We start from the raw sequence: 17,246 nt of genomic DNA, 5'->3' as shown, positions 1-17,246 counted from the left end.
CGGCTATTCCCCCGAAACTATCGTACCAATCTTCTTCCCTTGGATCAAGAAGTCGGCTAATCTACCGTCCTCCAGGACGTTCATGACCACTATGGGAATCTTGTTTTCCATACACAGGGAGAAGGCGGCGGCATCCATGACCTCTATCCTCTGCCTCAGGGCGTCCATATAGGTCAAGGAGGAGTAGAGGACGGCATCGGAGTTCTTCATTGGATCTTTATCGTATATTCCGTCGACCTTGGTGGCCTTCACGAGACATTGGGCTCCTATCTCGGCGGCCCGGAGAGCCGCTGCCGTATCGGTGGAAAAATAGGGAGAGCCGGTTCCGGCGGAGAAGATGAGAACCCGTCCCTTGTCCATATGTCTGAGAGCCCTTCTTCGGATATAGGGCTCGGCTATCTCCTGCATCTGGATGGCCGTCTGGACCCGGGTGGGGATGCCCTGTTTTTCCAATACGTCCTGAAGAGCCAGGGAGTTTATAACGGTGCCCAACATCCCCATGTAATCGGCCTGGGATCTCTCTATGCCCTCGTCGACGGCCTGTTTACCTCTGAAGAAATTGCCTCCCCCTACGACCAGTCCGACCTCGACTCCGGCTCTCGAGATCTCCACGATCTGATGGGATATGCTCCTGATGGCGCCGAAGTCCAATCCGAAACCGAGCTTGCCGGCTAGCACCTCTCCGGAAAGCTTCAACAATATCCTCTTGTATTTAAACTCTGCCACTGACGAATCCCCCCGTGTTTTTCCAAAAAAAAGGGGCCAGGATAAGAAATCCCTGAGCCCCTCTATCGTTGATCTAACTACTCTCCGATCGAGAATCTGGCGAAACGACGGACCACCATATTCTCGCCAAGCTTGGCGACCGCCTCTATCACGAGATCCTTGATCTTTTTGTCGCCGTCCCTGATCCAAGGCTGCTCCATAAGACACACGGTCTCGTAGTATTTGCGGACCCTGCCCTCGGCGATCTTGTCCAGGATATTTTCCGGCTTGCCCTCCTGAAGGGCCTGCTGACGGTAAACCTCTATCTCGCGATCGAGCTCCTCCGAGGGAACTTCCTCGGGAGATACGTAGATCGGAGCGGCAGCGGCCACGTGCATGGCTATCTCGTGTCCCAGCTCCTGGAACTCATCGGTTTTGGCCACGAAATCGGTCTCGCAGTCGAGCTCTAGGAGGACACCGATCTTGCCGGTGGTGTGGATGTAGGAGAACACCCTTCCCTCTTTGGCCGCACGGCTGGCCTTCTTGGCCGCCTTAGCCAAACCTTTTTCCCTCAGGTAGTCGACGGCCTTTTCTACGTTGCCATCGCACTCGGCAAGGGCATTTTTGCAGTCCATCATGCCACAACCGGTACGTTCTCTAAGACTCTTGACGTCAGATGCGCTGATTGCCATGGTCAGATCCTCCCTTATTCCTTTAAAAAGAAGACAGCTCTATCAACGGCCGTCCTGATATTAGTCTTCACCCTCGGCGGTATCTTCTCCGTATGCCTCGGTGAGTTTCTCCTTGACCTCGATGATATCGTTATCGTTGACATCGTCGGAATCGTCGGATCCGTTGGCTCCGTCCACTCCCTGACGTCCCTCTATTACGGCGCTTGCCATGAGCCCGGATATAAGCTTGATGGCCCTTATGGCGTCGTCGTTTCCGGGGATGGGATAGTCTATGACCTCGGGATCGCAGTTTGTATCGACTATGGAGATGACCGGTATGCCGATCTTCCTGGCCTCTTTGACTGCGATATCCTCACGACGAGGATCGATGATGAAGAGGGCATCGGGAAGAACCTTCATGTTTTTTATGCCGAGTAGGTACTTCTCGAGCTTGGCCTTCTGCTTTTTGAGCAGGACTACCTCTTTTTTGGTAAGATCGTTCCAGGAACCGTCGGACTCCATGCGATCCAGTTCGACCATTTTGAGAACCCTTTTACGGATGGTCTGGAAGTTGGTGAGCAAACCACCGAGCCAACGCTGGTTGATATAGTGCTGACCACAGCGGATGGCCTCTTCTCTGATGGTGTCCTGAGCCTGGCGCTTGGTCCCTACGAAAAGAACGCTGCCGCCTTCCTTGGAGACCTCTCTCAGGAAAGAATAGGACTTCTCAAGTCCTTTGACGGTCTTCTGAAGGTCGATGATGTAGACGCCGTTTCTCTCGGTGAAGATGAACGGCTTCATCTTGGGGTTCCAGCGGCGGGTCTGGTGACCGAAATGGACACCGCACTCGAGAAGCTGCTTCATGCTGACTACGGACATGGTGTTTCCTCCTTAATGAATGTGGTTTTTATCCTCCACCGGGCTACGAGAACGGGAACCGAAAAGGCACCACCCCGACCTCCGACCCGATGTGTGGAATGCGACCCATACAAATATGGGCCATCGGAAAGTATAGCATAGTCGGACTTGACCATCAAGAAGCTTCATATTACCATGACCGAGGTTTTTTGAATCGTGAGAGACTCGGATAGAGTATCCTCAAAAAAGGGAAGGGGTAGCACAGTGACGCAGTCTTTGATAGAACAACTGGACGATCTCTCGCCGGAGAGAAAAGCCATGCTCAATCGACTTCGAAGGGTCGAGGGACAGCTCAGGGGAATCCAGAGGATGATAATAGAGGAAAAGGATTGTTGCGACGTTCTCCTACAGCTTTCCGCCGCAAGAAAGGCGCTCCAGAACGCCTGTATGGAGATACTCAAGAACTACATTTCCATCTGCATGACCGACGATTTATCCGAAAACGACGTCGACGTGAAGAGGCTCCAGAAACTTATAGAGGCACTGGTGGACATAGCACCGATAAAATAGAAAAAGCTCCCTACAGGAGACCCAGGGATCCGTGGCACCCAAGGGACACCGCTTACCGCTGCTTCCTTCCGGACCTGACGGGGTTCACGGGCTCTCGCCGCACGGGACTGGGCCCCCTGTAGGGAGCTTTTCGATGACGGAGGTCATTGTATCAGAACTGGGTAAATCATACAACTCGACAAAACAACAGAGCCGCTAAAATCCAAAGAAACATGAGAGGAAGCAATGTTCCAAGATACCAAGACAGAAGCTTTAACACCGTTTTTTTCGGAAAGAGCCCGGACCAAAAGGCCAGATTCTGTCTCCCTATCCTGGATAGACTTCCCAAAGAGTTTCCCACAAGAAGGGCCCAAACGGCCTCCGCAGAGGAGATATGGCCTCCGGAGACGGCTGCTCCAGCGGCGGCCAAGGCGGCGGAGTTATGGGCCATCCCCGCCAAGGCCACGGACCAGGCCACGGGAGACATGGCCAGCCCCCTGCCCCACTCCCTGAACAGAGGTTCCAAAAAGGGCATACCCCAGAAGGCTAGGGCGAAAAAAAGCCACCCCCATGGCAATGTCCTGTATAACATTCCCCACAGAGAGGGGACCTTCCCGCTGCTTTGCCAGTTGACCTCCTTCAGATCGACCGACCGACCGTGTCTCAACACAAGTCCGAGAAAAAAACAGAATCGGATGGCGCTTCTGAGCAAAAGAGACAAAGCGTATATTCCACCGGCAACACCGGCCAATCCTATGGACATACCCAAGGTGGAAGTAGACCAACGTCTCAGATATCCCGGAAAGGATATGAGCTGGACTCCCCATACCAGATCTCTGTCCTCAAGCCTTCCCTGCTCAGCCGCTGAGGCCAGCATTCCGGCCGCTACTCTTGACGACCCCAGGCTCAAGGCCAGAGCCGTCACTATGTCCGGGTGGATTCCCCATCTCGCGATTTTCGGTCCTATACGGGCCAAAAGCCTGTCAGAGACCCCGAAGCGCACCAGGAGCCACCCGAAGAACAGGCCTATCAGGACGTTCACAGTCAGGATGGTTTCCCCTCTTATGAAGTCCCCCCATAGTCCCCAATCCATAACCGTCTAACGGTCCTCGGAAAAGAAGAAATCCGTCAGCCGTCTAACGGTGGACTCCATCCTGTAGACCGACGGACGGCTCAGGTCTCTCTCGTCTATAAATAGGATCCTCTTTCCCCTCAATATCTCTATCCAGGGCCTTTCGGACACGGATTTTTCCGTCACGTCGTTCATGGCGCCCTGCTGGACTATGTAGATATCCAAGGTCGGAGTTATCCCGATCAGTCGCTCCATTCCGTAGGGAGCCAAGGGGCTCCCCTCCCTCAAGGGAGAAGCATCGGACGCTCCATTTATCCCTCCGGCCAATTCCAGGATTCCGGCAGCCCAGCTGTCTGGAGAACAGGTCCTTATGCCTTTTTCGCCGGTCTCCAAAAAGAAAACCGGTTTTTTCCCGCCTTCCCTGCGGGTCTCAGCCATTATGAAAAGTCGCTTGATGGAACGGGCCAGAAGATCCACCTGGACATCGCCTCTATCGCCAAAGAGCTCTCCTATGGTCCTGACGTAATCGAACAGGGACGTCCATACCGGAGGATCCAGGTTCACCACGGGGATGCCGGTCCGCCGAAGGACGTCGAGTGCTCGACCGTGGGTCCCCTCCAACATGGGTCTCGATAGGATCAGGTCTGGGTTCAGCGCTATGATCGACTCGGGATCGAAGTTACGAGGCAACCTGGGTATTCCCGGGAAAAGCTCTCCATCGTCGCTTTGAGACACCGCCACCAACCGATCCCCATAGCCCATGGCCAGCAGTGTCTCACTATGTCCTGCATAGAGAGAGACCACCTTCGTGGCGGGACCGGGGAGAGATACCGAGTTCCCCAGGTCGTCATGAACGACTATATCCCCTCGGGCAAAGGCAGCTCCTGCGAAGAACAGATACAAAGCCATCAATCCAGCTCGAAAAACCAAAGAGACTTCCCCCTTTCTCCGTCATACCGACGAAAGTCAACTCCGTAGACCTTGGACAGTCTCTCCCGAGAGAGGATATCCTCCGGGTTTCCATATCTCACCAAACGACCTTCGTCCATAAGCCAGACCTTATCGGCGAACATGGCCGCCAGATTGACGTCGTGAACCGTGACGATAACGGCACGACCCCGGTTAGTCATATCCCTAAGGGACGAGAAGAGAGAGGACACGTGACCGGGGTCCAGTGCGGAGGAAGGCTCGTCCATCAGCATAATCGGGCTATCCTGGACGATAGCTCTCGCGATGGCCACCCTCTGTCTTTCCCCTCCGGAAAGCTCCGTAACCGGTCTATTACAGAGATCCGACAGGTCCATGGCGGTTGCCGCTCTACGGACGCTTCTCAGTGTCGAGTTTTTTCTCGGCTCGTCCCTGCCGTGAGGTAGACGACCCATAGCCAAGACCTCGGTCACGGAAAAGGGATAGTTCATGGAGGGGATCTGATCGACCACGGCGAAGAGAGCGGCCCTCGACCTTCGGCCCATGCTTTCCATGTCGACGCCGTTCAGCCTGATCGAACCGTCATAGTCTATCAACCCTGCTATAGCCTTCAACAGAGTGCTTTTGCCGCTTCCGTTAGGACCTATCAAAACGGTTATCTCTCCGCCCCTGGCCTCGGCCGATATGGAGGTCACGCCACCGCCGCTTGGATACAGGGCGGAGACGTTGTCCAGTACCAGTGAAGTCATCCCCTTCCCCTCTCTCTTATAAGGATCCAGCAGAAAAAAGGGCCTCCTACCAGAGAGGTCAGGACACCTACCGGCAGCTCTCCCAGCTCCCGGACGATTCCATCCGCTCCGGAAAGAAGAAGAGCCCCGGTCAACATCGACAGGGGAAGAAGAACTCTGTGAGAGGCGCCTATGGATATTCTCACGAGATGCGGGACGACGAGGCCGACGAAACCGATCACCCCGAAAAAGGAGACCACGGAGGCGGCAGAGAAAGCCGCGGCAACCGCCAACAAAGGCCTCAGCACCCTCTCGTCGACTCCCAGTACCGCTCCGTTATTTCCTCCCAGGGAAAGCGCATCCAGATCGGAGGAGAAGAACAAAGACGAAGAGACGATCAAGACACCTAACCAGACCCAAAAGACGCTTCCCCAGGAAGCTCCGGCGAACCCTCCCATGAGCCAGAAGACTATCCCAGCCACTTTATCCCCGGCCAGGGCTTTCGCCAAGGTTACCCCGGCGGATAGAGAGGACCCCACTACTATCCCGGCCAGGACGGTGTGTCCCGTGGACCCGCCGGAACGCCAGGAGATGGCCATCACCAAAGCCAAGGCTACGAGGGCTCCGGCAAAAGCCGATATCGTAACGACCCAGCCCGACAATATCGCCAAAGACGCCCCGAAAGCCGCGCCTGAGGCTATCCCTAGAGTGTAGGGCTCAGCCAGGGGGTTGGCGAGAAGGGCTTGGAGAACGACTCCGGAGACAGCTAGAGACGCCCCGGCCCCCATGGAGGCCATTATCCTGGGAAGCCTCACCACCCTGACGATTACATGGGCCTGATCGTTCGATCCCCACCCCAGGAGGGCCCCTGCCACATCCGAAAGAGACAGGTCGACGTCTCCAGAGGTTATACGCCAAAAGAACAAGGCGATCAAGGCGACCAAGAGAAGGGACCCACATAGAAAGGCTCTCTTCCTATCCTGCCTTATACGATCGGTAATCCTCAAGACGGTTCCTCCCCCTACATTTCAATAGATAAAAAACAGGCGTCCGAAACCTGAAACAGGCTTCGGACGCAGAGACTAAAATCGATCCAAGGTGCCCTTAAAAGCCATCTCCGGCGGCAGCCCGGTACTTCCGGACCAGCATGGCACCGATCTCGTCGTATTCGCCCAGACCTTTCAGGACGGAGGATACTCGATACCCGTCGCCTTTGATCACTGTGACCCAGGAATCATCCTCGGGACCGGCCATATCGTTGGTGGCATGGTCTCCGGCGACTATCATGAATGGAGCCAAGGTCGCCTTACGAGCTCCCTTAGCCTTCAGACGAAGCAGGACGTCGTCCAGAGTAGGAGCCCCCTCGACGGTTCCCACGATAAAACCGGGGAGCGACGACTCCAGAACCGTCTGGAGATGGCCGTATGCGGCGTTGGCGAAATCGGGGGTACCGTGTCCCATCAGGACCACGACGCTGTCCTCGTCGACTTTATCGCCGTAGGTCCTGTCGAGGAAACCGGCCATAGCCTCGAAGTCTTCCTCATGATACAGCAAAGGTTCGCTCAGCACCAGACGATCGAAACCGTACTTTCCCCTGACCGACTGGAAGGCTCTGACGATCTCCTCCAGGTCTCCATACTCCTCCCCAGGGATAATGTGAGTGGAGACCACCACGACGTCGGTGAACCCCTCGTCCCTCATCTTAGACAGGGCAATCATAGGACTATCGATCATCTTATTCTCTTCTTTAGCCAATTTACGCCTGATTATGTTGGACGTATAGGCCAGTCGAACTTCCTTGTCGGGACAGACCGACTTGAGGGTCGCAAAAAGGTTATCTATCGCCTTCTGACCGGACGGAACGGTCGTTCCGAAAGATACCATCAATACGCCTTTCTTGCTCACCGAATCATCTCCCCACGCGACACCAGCGACGAAGATCGCAGAAAACAGCAACAAAACCGACACCAACTTTTTCAAAAAACACATCACCTTTCCCGATATATTATGACCAAAGAGGCCCCGAAGCGAGATCGCCACGGGGCCTCCAGAGACACCATGTGAATTCCGCCCACGCAGATACACATCGTCATCTCGAGAACAGCATTCTGGCTCGTTCGAAATTCGAACTTACAGTGGCGGGGCCGCTCCGGAGTCTAACCGGATTCCCTGATCTAGAGATGTCGGGTATTCTGTTTTCTCGACAAAGTATAGCACAAAAGCTGAAGCTACAATACGTCAGGGGCGGTCCATGCCCTCGAAGATCCCCTCTTCGCTCTCGACTATAACGTTTCTGCCCGGCAGAACCTCTCTATAGAACTCCAACCTTTTCATGAAGGGATAAAGGCCCTTGACGGCACGATTGGCGTTGCTTAACAGTTTCTGAGCCTTCATGTCGCCCTCTCCCTTGATCTGCTCGGCCTCTTTCATGGCAGAGGCCAAGACCTCCACCCTGTTTCTGTCAGCTGCGGAGCGCAGCTTCATGGCCTCGGCCTTTCCCTCCGACCTCAGCTGAGCGGACATCCTGTTTCTCTCCGCCTCCATCGAGCGATAGACGGCCTCCTCGTTCTCCTGAGGGAGAAACAGTCTCTTGAATTCCACGGTCCTTATGGTGACGCCGTATTTCTCGCTCTCCTCCGCCGCGATCCTGAGAGCCTGAGCCTCCGCTTCCTCCCTCTTGAGGTAGAGGATCTCGTCGAAGGTAACCTGCCCTGCGACGGCTCTGACGGCGGCATACACCGAGTCGTCCAGCCTCTGTTGGACGGCGGATATGGTTCGGACCCTCTTTCTGAAGGTGGCCGGATCGGTTATCTGGAAGACCGCGATGGAATCGAATATGAGATTTTTTTTATCGGCCATCACCACCGAAACTGGATGGGCGTCGTACTCTATAAGCCTTTTAGTGTATTTCACCACCGTGTCGAAGACAGGGACCTTGAAGGCTATTCCGGGCTCTCGCCTGGTCGAGACTATCTCTCCCAGCCTGAGTATCACTACCTGCTCATCCTGACGAACCACGTAAAAGGAACCGTAAAGGACTAGCATAAGAAGTAGCATAACTCCAATAATAGACACGGCTTTGAGCTGTTTAGTCATTCCTCCACCTCCTCAATCGCCTTTGGCGTCTTTTTCGGAAGGCTCGATAAACCGATCCAAAGGCAGAAACTTCAGGGACTCGGAGGAGCGAAGAAACAGAGGATTGATTTCCTTCCACACATCGGTCATAGTCTCCATCCAGAGGTTCAGCTTTACCAGATCGGGATCGACCCTGTAGGCTTCGTTCAAAGCGCTGAGTCTAGCGACGTCTCCCTCCGCCAGAGCCACCCTTCGAAAGGCGTAGGCGTTAGCCTCGTTAAGGATCCTCTCGACGTCTCCAGCCATCTCCGAGGCTATTTCCTTTGCGTAACGCTCGGCCTCCAGTATCATTCTCTCCTTTTCCGCTCTGGCCGAGTTGACCGCGTTGAAGGCTTTTTGCACCGCTTGAGGGGGAATGACGTCCTGCAATGAGATGGAAGAAACGAAAATCCCTGTGGAGAGAGCGTTCATCTTGTCCTGGAGACCTTTTCTGACCTCGGTCTGGATAGCCTGTTTTTCCTTCGTCAGAACGTCGTCCAGGATCCTAGCCCCTATAACCTCCCTCATGAAGGATTCGGCTATATCCCTTATCATCCTCTCCCTCATGCCTTGATTCTCGGGGATATGGGTTACGTAGTCGACCGGATCGGATATCTGATACTGAAGGACCCAGTCTATCTCTATGATCTTGTTGTCCCTGGTCAACATCTTCGATTCATCGGGAACGTCTCTATACCTGGCGGGAGGTCCTACGCTTACCGTCCTGTATCCGTACTCGAAACGACGGATGTTTTCGGTATTAACTACCTCTACTACATCGACAAAGGGGATCTTAACATGAGGCCCCTGTTCCGCGACGAACTTGACCTCTCCCAGACGGAAAAGCACTCCCTCAGAACCGGACGGTACGATGTATATCCCGTCCAGAGCTCCAACTAGGACTATCAAGGCAAGTAAAACCGATAAAATGACCTTTTTCCCCCATGACCGCAGCCGATTAAGAAAGGCGAGATGCCGGGAGACATCCTCCCCAGATGCGGATTTATCCTTTACGAACTTAAGAAACAGCAACAACGCGGCCAAGACCGCCAGCGATAAAATAGATCTAAAATCCACGACGGACCTCCTCTCAAAAGATCTCTAAAACACATACCATCATACAACAGATCAAGCTCGGAAAAACAAAAAAGCCGTCGTGCCAGGCACGACGGCTCAATCATCTGGCGGAGAGGGTGGGATTCGAACCCACGGTACCTTGCGGTACACCTGCTCTCCAAGCAAGCACCTTCGACCACTCGGACACCCCTCCAGATCGACGAGAGGAATTCTAACACGTTTTGTCCTATCAGGCAAGATCCTGATAGCTTCGTACTGAGGAAATTTCCTCCATTCCTTCGTCGCTATAGAAGCAGATCCTGTTTTTGCCTCTGCGTTTGGCCTCGTAAAGGGCGTCGTCCGCCATCTTTATCAAGTTGGAGGAATTCCACATCCCGTGTTCCATAGGAGACAGAACGAAGGAAAGCCCGCAGGAAAGGGAGATCGGGAGCTCCTTGCCGTTGAAGACGAACTGTGCAGAACTTATCCTTTCGTACAGAGAGCACACTATCTCCTTGGCCTCCGCCTCATCCGCTTCGGGTAAAACGAACAGAAACTCGTCGCCGCCGTACCTGCCGGCTACGCCGTGTTTCTCCAAGAAAGTCTCCATAAAATACCCCAGTTTCCTCAGGACGAAATCCCCTGCCTGATGCCCGTAGTTATCGTTGATGTGTTTGAAAAAATCCACGTCACACAGACAGATAGAAAGAGAACGGTTCTCTCTCTGAGCTCTGTCCAGGCTCTTCTCTAAACAGGATAAAACGTAACGTCTGTTGAGGATACCGGTCAACTCATCCGTCCTGGACATCCTATCTATGGCTTCCTTCTGCCTCAAGACCTTTCGATAGGCCTCCACGAGACGAAGACCTACGGTAATTCTCGCTTCTATGTCCTCGGAATGAAAGGGCTTCGTGATGAAATCGTCCGCGCCGGATGAAAGACCGTGAGCGATGGAGCTTCTATCGTCCATCGAGGTGGTCATGACTATGTAGCAGTATCCGAAGTCGTCGTCGCCCTCTTTTTCCCTTACGGAACGACATATCTCGGGCCCCTCGATCCCCGGCAGAACCCAATCGAGAAAAACCATATCGGGTTTCTCCTTAAGGATGTAGTCCAAAGCATCGTCGCCTCTGGAGCAACTCTCTAAGATGAGACGAGATCTATCGGGAAAAAAGCGATCTATTCCGTCGAAGAGGATGCGTTTTTCAAGTTTGGAATCGTTGGCTATCAGGATTCTGACTACATCGCTAGCATCTTCGTTAAGACCGAACAACCCCATCTCAACACCTCCATCATATACGTGACGGCGGCGACACGACCGCACGTTTTGAATTATACAACAAAACGGATGCGATCGTTGTGCTATGAAGAACCTAATCAGGGCAGTTCGTAGGTATAGTGGGACGGTTCCATCCCCATGTGTCCATTTCCGGACGGAGCAAAAATCTCCGGATTACCCTGTTCGACAAAGGAGACAGGAAACTGTATCACGGACAAACCGCCACCAAAAAGACAAACCGGGACCACGTTCAGATAGGCCCAGTTCCCTTCGGGAGTTCGAACCACCGCATATCCGTCTTTGGTGAGGTAATATCCCTCCTGAACCTGAAGTGGAACGACGTAGTCGTTATCGTAGTCGGGATGGGGCAACAGAGCGGGGGCGTTACCCATCATGGCATCGGCGTTCGACACCAGAAAAAACGATAGTAGCAACGCGAGAAATCCACGGTTCACGGCGATCACTTCCTAGAGATTTATCGGCGAAATTCGCCCCACCCAGAGGAAACCCCAAGCCGGAGCATGAGCGGCCAATACAGCTGTATCTCCGTCGTTCCATCTGGAACCGTTCTGCTTGTACATCCTGGTAAGTTCGTATACATGACGTTTCAAGGTCTCCGCCGGCGATTCTCCGTCCTTGCAGATCATCTGATACCAGCTTTTTCCCGTCCATCCGTATAGGACCTCAGGACGATCTCCCTTCCAAGCCAAGGGGATTTTAGGCTTGTGTAAAACAGCCAGACGATCAACCATTCTATGCCATCTCGTAACCGTTAGAAAATTATCGTCCGCTAGCCACCTAGGAGTGAGAGGCATAGCACCGGAAGTCATGACCCCGTTGTTCGCGGGAACCGTAACTACAGGCGTCAAGTTGGCCTGCTGAAAGGGTACGACCGAACCAACAACATAGCCGGTATGGACCAAAGTTCCGTCGTTTCGAGGTACACCGTAAACCCAGTTACCTCCGTTTCCTCGCGAAACGGGATATCCATCGTAGGTCACGAACCACCCGGCGGGCATATTATAAGGACGGTATACGTAGAAGCTCATCCCGTCGTAGACCGGCTGGGTTACAAGGACTGGTTCCGCTATGTAGGTGGCGGCAAAACCGGAAGATGCGGCAAAGATCAAAAGCCCCGACAACAAAGACAAGAGAATTTTTTTCACCATCAGAAAAAGCTCCTTTCCATTACCATTCCAGATTCCCTAAAAGCGAGAGAAAGATGTCTCTCCGCGGCGGAACGGCCCCAATTGACCGAATCCATCCGACGTCTAACAGAGTTCCTATTCTCCACATCCGAAGCCATGTTCTGAATGGCCTCGTCCATGGCAAAGGCGGTCCATTCCATAAATTCCTTAGCCCTTGAAAGCTCAACCCAGAAAGGGCCGGGAAGGGAGGGTACCTTTGTCTCTATCAAAACGGTCCTCAAACATTGAATCTTTCCTGTTTCTTTCAACACCGAGGACCTAAGAAGAGCCTTGTCCTCAGCTCCGGACATGACATCGTAGTAGAGGGAGCAGGCGGAATCCCAGACGGAGAGCATATCGTTCCAGTGTCCTCTAATCTGCATATAGACATCCAGAAACTTGGCATCGGCCCTGGAGATCTTAGGCAGACGGAGCCAAACCAACCTTCGGGTTCCCGACCCCTCCACCTCCAGTATAACCGAACGTCCCTGGGCCAGTTTTTCCTCCACGAACGAATCCATATCTTCCGCCAGCGAAGCATCTTGACCGTCGACGGAGATGATCCGATCTCCATCGACGATACCGCCGCCCTCGGCAACACTTAGGGGGCCTACCTCCTCGGCCACCACGGTTCCATTGATCGTGGAAAAAGAGATTCCAGACAGCACCCCTCCCTCAGCTGTCGCCACGCAGGACAAAATAGTCACGAGAAAGGCTAGGATAAAGAATCGGATCCGTAGCAAAGGTAATATCATCGACACCGGCACCGTCCTTTCGAATAAGCCACGACAGTATCTCGTCGGAAGAGCTGGATGAGGCGACCTGCCCCATCGCCATATCCAACAAAAGATCCACCGACAGGCTCTGATGGGTTCTTCTTGGAAGAACGCTGTAAAGATCTTTCGAAGACGAGTAGAGATACAATCTGTACCGTCTGTCACCTTCGACGAAAGAACGGACTATCCGACCACCGCCACCCTCATCCCAGGACAATCTAGTCATGGCGTGAATTAAAGCTTTAAGAGACCCTATCATGGAATCCCTGTCACTGGAAAGCAGCAGAGCGTTCCCGAAGGAAACGAACAGCATCTCTCGAGACGAGAAAGTCGCCTTAAAAACCGGAACATCGTCGATTTTTTCGTCTGGAGAGAGTCCAACGGGATTTTGTCCAAACAGAAAAGAGGGGTCCTTCGACCTCCCTCTCTGTATTTCCACCAGTTTCTTTCTGACGTTCGGATCCAGGTCGAACCAATCCAGACAGAAAACGGCGGAGGAAAATCCGACTTCCCTTTCTCGGTCGGGAGAGAAGACTACGGCCATGGAGTCCACCGGATACCCGGGAAAAAGAGAGTAGAAATCGGCGGAGAGATCCTCCAGCCTTCGTCTCTCGGATACGTAAACCAGGAAAGGCTCATCCTTTTCCAGACCACCTACTGCCATCATGGCGTTCTGATCCACACATCCGACAGGCTGGGAATTTTTCTCTCTCCAACTGTCGTATAATATCCATCCCACGCCCCCCAAAGTCGACACTACCATGGCGAGGACAAACACTGTGCCCCTGTTTTTAGCCGATAGAATCACCTTAAAGGGAGATAGGGTTATCGAAATCAACCTCGAGAAAAAAGTCTTTATCTTGCCTCTCTCATCGATCGCTTCGGTTCCCTGATTTTCGTTTTTCGAGACCCTTTCCGACATGGACGCCACCTCCCCTACTACATAAATATCTCGGCAATGATATAGTGATATTGTAGCCCAAAAAAATTGAAGAGGTGATCTAGATGAAAGGGTTTTTCGCACTTTTTTACAGCTTATTTATGATCCTATCGGCGTCTCTTGCATGGGCCGAAACGCCCATTGCCGACAAGGACCTATCGAAAAACATATCCTGGCACTATAAAGCGCTCCACGGTATAACCGGAGATATGGCGACGAATGGAGAAAGACTCTTCTTCTCCGACGGAAGCGGCAACCTCTATTGCCTCGACGGGAAAACCGGCAAACTTCAATGGCAGAGGGCTTTCGATGTACTGCTTTATGGAGCACCGGCAGTGACGAAAGACAGGCTTTACGTGGGATCCGGGGCGGGTATAGTATACTGTCTATCGACCGTAAACGGTACCACCTATTGGAGTAAAAATCTAGCAGACGCTCCGGACAATCTGGCATCAGGAGGAATAAACTCCTCTTTGGCACTGCATGAAGACGCTCTTATGGCGGCTAATCTGGAGGGAAAGGTCGTTCGAATGGACGCCCAAACGGGAGAGGAGAGGTGGAGTTTCAAGGCCTCCAGAGAAATTCTAGCCTCCCCATTGATAGCCCCTCCCTTTGTCTACGTAGGCGACCACGCTGGCATCTTTCATGCTTTAAGCCTGGATTCGGGGAAAAGGACATGGGGCGGATCTTCAGGAGGTCCTATCGATGCTACTCCTGCCTACTTCGACGGGGTGGTCTACTACTGCGGATGGGATGGGGTACTGCACGCCATAAGGGTAAAGGGAGTTACCCCCCTGTGGGGCTTCAAAGCCGACGGAGCAGCTACCACCGACATAGTTTTATCGGAAAAACAGGCCTATCTAGGGACATCATCCGGAACCTTCTACTGCGTAGGGACCGAAAATGGCTCACTCCTATGGTCCATCAAGATGGAGGGAGGAGTCGTGGCTTCTCCGGTGACCTCGCAAAACAGGATATATGTCCCAGAACAAAACGGTAAACTCCACTGTTTTAACGGAAGTACCGGAGAGAAGGATTGGTCAATAGATCTAGGGTCGAACCTGGTCTCCAATCCCGTGATCTCCGAAGGAAATATTTTCATAGGCACCATGGACGGATCGATCTACTCGATAAAGGAAGGGCAATGATAAACAAAAATTTTATGGCTTTAGCCATGGAAGAGGCGAGAAAAGCTGCCTCTGAGGGAGACATTCCCGTAGGCGCCGTAGTCGTTTACAAAAACGAGGTGATCGGTAGAGGCAGAAACCTGAGAAGGATCGATCACGATCCCACTGCTCATGCGGAGATAGTCGCCATAAGGCAGGCTGCGAAAGCAAGGGGAAGCTGGAACCTCTCGGGGTGCGAGATATACGTAACTCTCGAACCCTGTCCGATGTGCGCCGGAGCTATCGTTCAGTCGAGGATAGCCAAGGTTGTCTACGGTTGCACCGATCCAAAAGCCGGAGCAAGCGGAACTCTGTACGACATAACCAGGGACACCAGGTTGAACCACAGGTGCGAGGTCATAAAAGGCATCGAAGAGGACAGATGCAGGAAGATGTTACGAGACTTCTTCTCAGAATGTCGAAAGAAAAGACGGAAAGAGAGAGACCCGTCTCCAGGAGCCCCTAAAAACTAGCTCCCCTTGCAAAAAGGGGCTCCGATAGGTATAATTGCTTCCTGTCGAGGAGGAGTGGCCGAGCGGTCGAAGGCGCTTGACTCGAAATCAAGTGAGGGGCTCTGCTCCTCCGTGGGTTCAAATCCCACCTCCTCCGCCACTTCAAAATTTAATCATTCTGTCGAGCAGTGACAGCCTACGACAAAAACACCTCGAACCCCTGGAATTCCAGGGGTTTTTTGCTATACTCCAACTGGAGATACGAGGCAAAATTGACAAGCGATGACGGTAAAGGACAAACAAAACCGTACCTATTACCGTACCCCTGCCGAAAAACAGCAATCATCACCGTACCTCGTCTCTGTCTCTACAAAGGAGGCAAACCGTAGTGATCACTGACGTTGAAATACGCAAAACAAAACCGGGAGATAGGGTTATCCGGCTGGTGGACGAAAGGGGCCTGTCTCTGGAGATTCGTCCTACAGGTAGAAAGGTATGGAAACTTAGGATATGGAAGAACGGGAAAGAGAGCAAAAAGACCTTAGGAGAATATCCTGGGGTCTCCCTCATGAGAGCTCGTCAGATAAGAGATGAGATCAAATCGTCTTCAACATCCCCCACAGACACAACCTTCGCAAAACTGGCCCACGAATGGCTTGATGTCCGTATGAGGCCGACGAAAGCACCTCGATACATCGAGACTCTGGTCTATAAAATAGACACCCTGCTAATTCCCCACATAGGGGATAAAATCGTCCGATCTCTTACAGCTCCAGAGTTGCTGCAAGTCATCAGGAAAATAGAGGCCAGAGGAACTATAGAAACCGCCAGACGAACTCGCCAGATGTGTGGTCAAATCCTTAGATACGGGGTGGCAACCGGAAGGTGCGACAGAGATGTCGCCGCCGACCTCAAGGGAGCCCTGCAACCGGTCAAGACTACCCACATGGCCACCATCATCGACCCCGCCCGGATTGGGCAACTCATGAGAGATATTGATACCGGATTGGTTGGACAGATCAAGTACGCACTCTTATTCCAAGCATACACATTTGCCCGACCAGGCGAATTGAGAAAGGCCGAATGGATTGAATTCGATGGTGCTACTTGGAAAATCCCGGCTGAAAAGATGAAGATGAAACGAGTTCACTGGGTACCCTTATCACGTCAAACAGTAGAGGTCCTCAATAAGCTCAAGGAGATTTCCGGCAAATCCCGGTATCTTTTTCCATCGATAAGGTCGACGGTCAAGCCGATGTCCGACGCCACCGTTTTAGCTGCTTTACGCAGATTAGGATACACTCAAGAGGAGATGACCGGTCACGGGTTCCGCTCAATGTTCAGCACTATAGCCAACGAGCATGGCTGGCCACCGGACGTGATTGAGCGCCAGCTGGCTCACGTTCAGAAAAACCAGGTGAGAGCTGCTTACAATCACGCCGAATACATCCTGCAACGACGTGAGCTTATGCAATGGTGGGCAGACTGGCTGGACGAACAAAGAGAAGATATTAGACCATAGAATAATCGACGGAATAAAAAGTTCTTACATTATATATAGCCCTCTCGAGGAGATCCCCGAGAGGGCACATTATTATCTCGCCTTACGCTCCAGCCACTTCAGAAGTAGCTCCTGTCCGTAATCCAACAGCTGACCTGCGCTGTATCCGGACATGGCCACCACAGCCGAAGTGATCCAGATGTTCAGTCCAAGGCCGCGGCAAAGACAGTGCATAACCATTCCGGCAAAACCGGCCGTTGCCATC

19 protein-coding genes, 2 tRNA genes, 1 other RNA gene and 1 riboswitch are annotated in these 17,246 nt (G+C 52.9%); of the genes, 5 read left to right on the top strand and 17 right to left on the bottom strand.

Going from position 1 to position 17,246, the window contains the following annotated elements; all coding sequences use genetic code 11:
- Positions 1–3: 3 nt before the first annotated feature.
- The 3 genes from pyrH to rpsB form a co-directional block, all read right to left on the bottom strand.
- On the bottom strand, positions 4–726 hold the full coding sequence (pyrH, locus tag L2W48_RS03495) for a UMP kinase (protein WP_236098649.1): 723 nt from the start codon (positions 724–726) through the stop codon (positions 4–6).
- A 77-nt stretch (positions 727–803) separates the two neighbouring features.
- Positions 804–1,397, bottom strand: a complete 594-nt coding sequence (gene tsf, locus L2W48_RS03490) for a translation elongation factor Ts (protein ID WP_236098648.1) — start codon at positions 1,395–1,397, stop codon at positions 804–806.
- A 60-nt stretch (positions 1,398–1,457) separates the two neighbouring features.
- Entirely contained in the window at positions 1,458–2,255 is a 798-nt protein-coding gene (gene rpsB / locus L2W48_RS03485; RefSeq protein ID WP_236098647.1) for a 30S ribosomal protein S2, read from the bottom strand.
- A 243-nt stretch (positions 2,256–2,498) separates the two neighbouring features.
- On the opposite strand from rpsB, the gene L2W48_RS03480 reads away from it, so the two are divergent.
- Positions 2,499–2,804 (top strand): metal-sensitive transcriptional regulator, encoded by a 306-nt coding sequence (locus L2W48_RS03480; protein WP_329604240.1) that lies wholly within the window; start codon positions 2,499–2,501, stop codon positions 2,802–2,804.
- Positions 2,805–2,819: 15 nt separating this feature from the next.
- On the opposite strand, the gene ffs is transcribed toward L2W48_RS03480, so the two are convergent.
- The 14 genes from ffs to L2W48_RS03410 form a co-directional block, all read right to left on the bottom strand.
- Positions 2,820–2,918, bottom strand: an RNA gene (ffs, locus tag L2W48_RS03475) — signal recognition particle sRNA small type.
- Between the two features lie 52 nt (positions 2,919–2,970).
- Positions 2,971–3,876 carry a hypothetical protein gene (locus L2W48_RS03470; protein ID WP_236098645.1) on the bottom strand — a complete coding sequence of 302 codons (906 nt, stop codon included), beginning with the start codon at positions 3,874–3,876 and terminating at the stop codon, positions 2,971–2,973.
- A gap of 6 nt (positions 3,877–3,882) precedes the next feature.
- Positions 3,883–4,785 carry an ABC transporter substrate-binding protein gene (locus L2W48_RS03465; RefSeq protein ID WP_236114785.1) on the bottom strand — a complete coding sequence of 301 codons (903 nt, stop codon included), beginning with the start codon at positions 4,783–4,785 and terminating at the stop codon, positions 3,883–3,885.
- The gene (locus tag L2W48_RS03460; RefSeq protein ID WP_236098643.1) at positions 4,764–5,531 is read right to left on the bottom strand and encodes an ABC transporter ATP-binding protein; all 768 of its coding nucleotides are present in this window, start codon (positions 5,529–5,531) and stop codon (positions 4,764–4,766) included. Before L2W48_RS03460 ends, L2W48_RS03465 begins: the two co-directional genes overlap by 22 nt.
- Positions 5,528–6,517: a FecCD family ABC transporter permease gene (locus L2W48_RS03455; RefSeq protein ID WP_236098642.1), complete on the bottom strand. Its 990-nt coding sequence runs from the start codon at positions 6,515–6,517 to the stop codon at positions 5,528–5,530. Before L2W48_RS03455 ends, L2W48_RS03460 begins: the two co-directional genes overlap by 4 nt.
- Positions 6,518–6,614: 97 nt before the next feature.
- Positions 6,615–7,490: a sirohydrochlorin cobaltochelatase gene (locus tag L2W48_RS03450; RefSeq protein ID WP_407928673.1), complete on the bottom strand. Its 876-nt coding sequence runs from the start codon at positions 7,488–7,490 to the stop codon at positions 6,615–6,617.
- A 102-nt stretch (positions 7,491–7,592) separates the two neighbouring features.
- Positions 7,593–7,725, bottom strand: a riboswitch (cobalamin riboswitch).
- Positions 7,726–7,748: 23 nt separating this feature from the next.
- Entirely contained in the window at positions 7,749–8,606 is an 858-nt protein-coding gene (gene hflC, locus L2W48_RS03445; protein WP_236098641.1) for a protease modulator HflC, read from the bottom strand.
- A gap of 12 nt (positions 8,607–8,618) precedes the next feature.
- On the bottom strand, positions 8,619–9,701 hold the full coding sequence (hflK, locus tag L2W48_RS03440; protein ID WP_236098640.1) for an FtsH protease activity modulator HflK: 1,083 nt from the start codon (positions 9,699–9,701) through the stop codon (positions 8,619–8,621).
- A gap of 105 nt (positions 9,702–9,806) precedes the next feature.
- A tRNA-Ser gene (locus L2W48_RS03435) sits at positions 9,807–9,894 on the bottom strand.
- Between the two features lie 36 nt (positions 9,895–9,930).
- Positions 9,931–10,959: a GGDEF domain-containing response regulator gene (locus tag L2W48_RS03430; protein WP_236098639.1), complete on the bottom strand. Its 1,029-nt coding sequence runs from the start codon at positions 10,957–10,959 to the stop codon at positions 9,931–9,933.
- Between the two features lie 98 nt (positions 10,960–11,057).
- Positions 11,058–11,414: a hypothetical protein gene (locus tag L2W48_RS03425; RefSeq protein ID WP_236098638.1), complete on the bottom strand. Its 357-nt coding sequence runs from the start codon at positions 11,412–11,414 to the stop codon at positions 11,058–11,060.
- 12 nt (positions 11,415–11,426) lie between these two features.
- Positions 11,427–12,128: a hypothetical protein gene (locus L2W48_RS03420; RefSeq protein WP_236098637.1), complete on the bottom strand. Its 702-nt coding sequence runs from the start codon at positions 12,126–12,128 to the stop codon at positions 11,427–11,429.
- Positions 12,128–12,814 carry a hypothetical protein gene (locus L2W48_RS03415; protein WP_236098636.1) on the bottom strand — a complete coding sequence of 229 codons (687 nt, stop codon included), beginning with the start codon at positions 12,812–12,814 and terminating at the stop codon, positions 12,128–12,130. Before L2W48_RS03415 ends, L2W48_RS03420 begins: the two co-directional genes overlap by 1 nt.
- A gap of 7 nt (positions 12,815–12,821) precedes the next feature.
- Positions 12,822–13,844 (bottom strand): hypothetical protein, encoded by a 1,023-nt coding sequence (locus L2W48_RS03410; protein WP_236098635.1) that lies wholly within the window; start codon positions 13,842–13,844, stop codon positions 12,822–12,824.
- 83 nt (positions 13,845–13,927) lie between these two features.
- Here L2W48_RS03410 and L2W48_RS03405 point away from each other — a divergent pair, with 83 nt between their 5' ends.
- The 4 genes from L2W48_RS03405 (at position 13,928) to L2W48_RS03390 (ending at position 17,002) form a co-directional block, all read left to right on the top strand.
- Positions 13,928–15,010 carry an outer membrane protein assembly factor BamB family protein gene (locus tag L2W48_RS03405; RefSeq protein ID WP_236098634.1) on the top strand — a complete coding sequence of 361 codons (1,083 nt, stop codon included), beginning with the start codon at positions 13,928–13,930 and terminating at the stop codon, positions 15,008–15,010.
- A gap of 14 nt (positions 15,011–15,024) precedes the next feature.
- On the top strand, positions 15,025–15,501 hold the full coding sequence (gene tadA, locus L2W48_RS03400; protein WP_236098633.1) for a tRNA adenosine(34) deaminase TadA: 477 nt from the start codon (positions 15,025–15,027) through the stop codon (positions 15,499–15,501).
- A gap of 48 nt (positions 15,502–15,549) precedes the next feature.
- Positions 15,550–15,640: transfer RNA gene (locus L2W48_RS03395), tRNA-Ser, on the top strand.
- A gap of 228 nt (positions 15,641–15,868) precedes the next feature.
- Complete coding sequence (locus tag L2W48_RS03390) at positions 15,869–17,002, top strand: tyrosine-type recombinase/integrase (protein WP_236114780.1); 1,134 nt, start codon at positions 15,869–15,871, stop codon at positions 17,000–17,002.
- Positions 17,003–17,246 lie beyond the last annotated feature (244 nt).

Source organism: Dethiosulfovibrio russensis, from assembly GCF_021568855.1.
In the GTDB taxonomy this organism is placed as follows: Bacteria; Synergistota; Synergistia; order Synergistales; family Dethiosulfovibrionaceae; genus Dethiosulfovibrio; species Dethiosulfovibrio russensis.
This window is presented reverse-complemented; position numbering and strand designations above follow the sequence as displayed.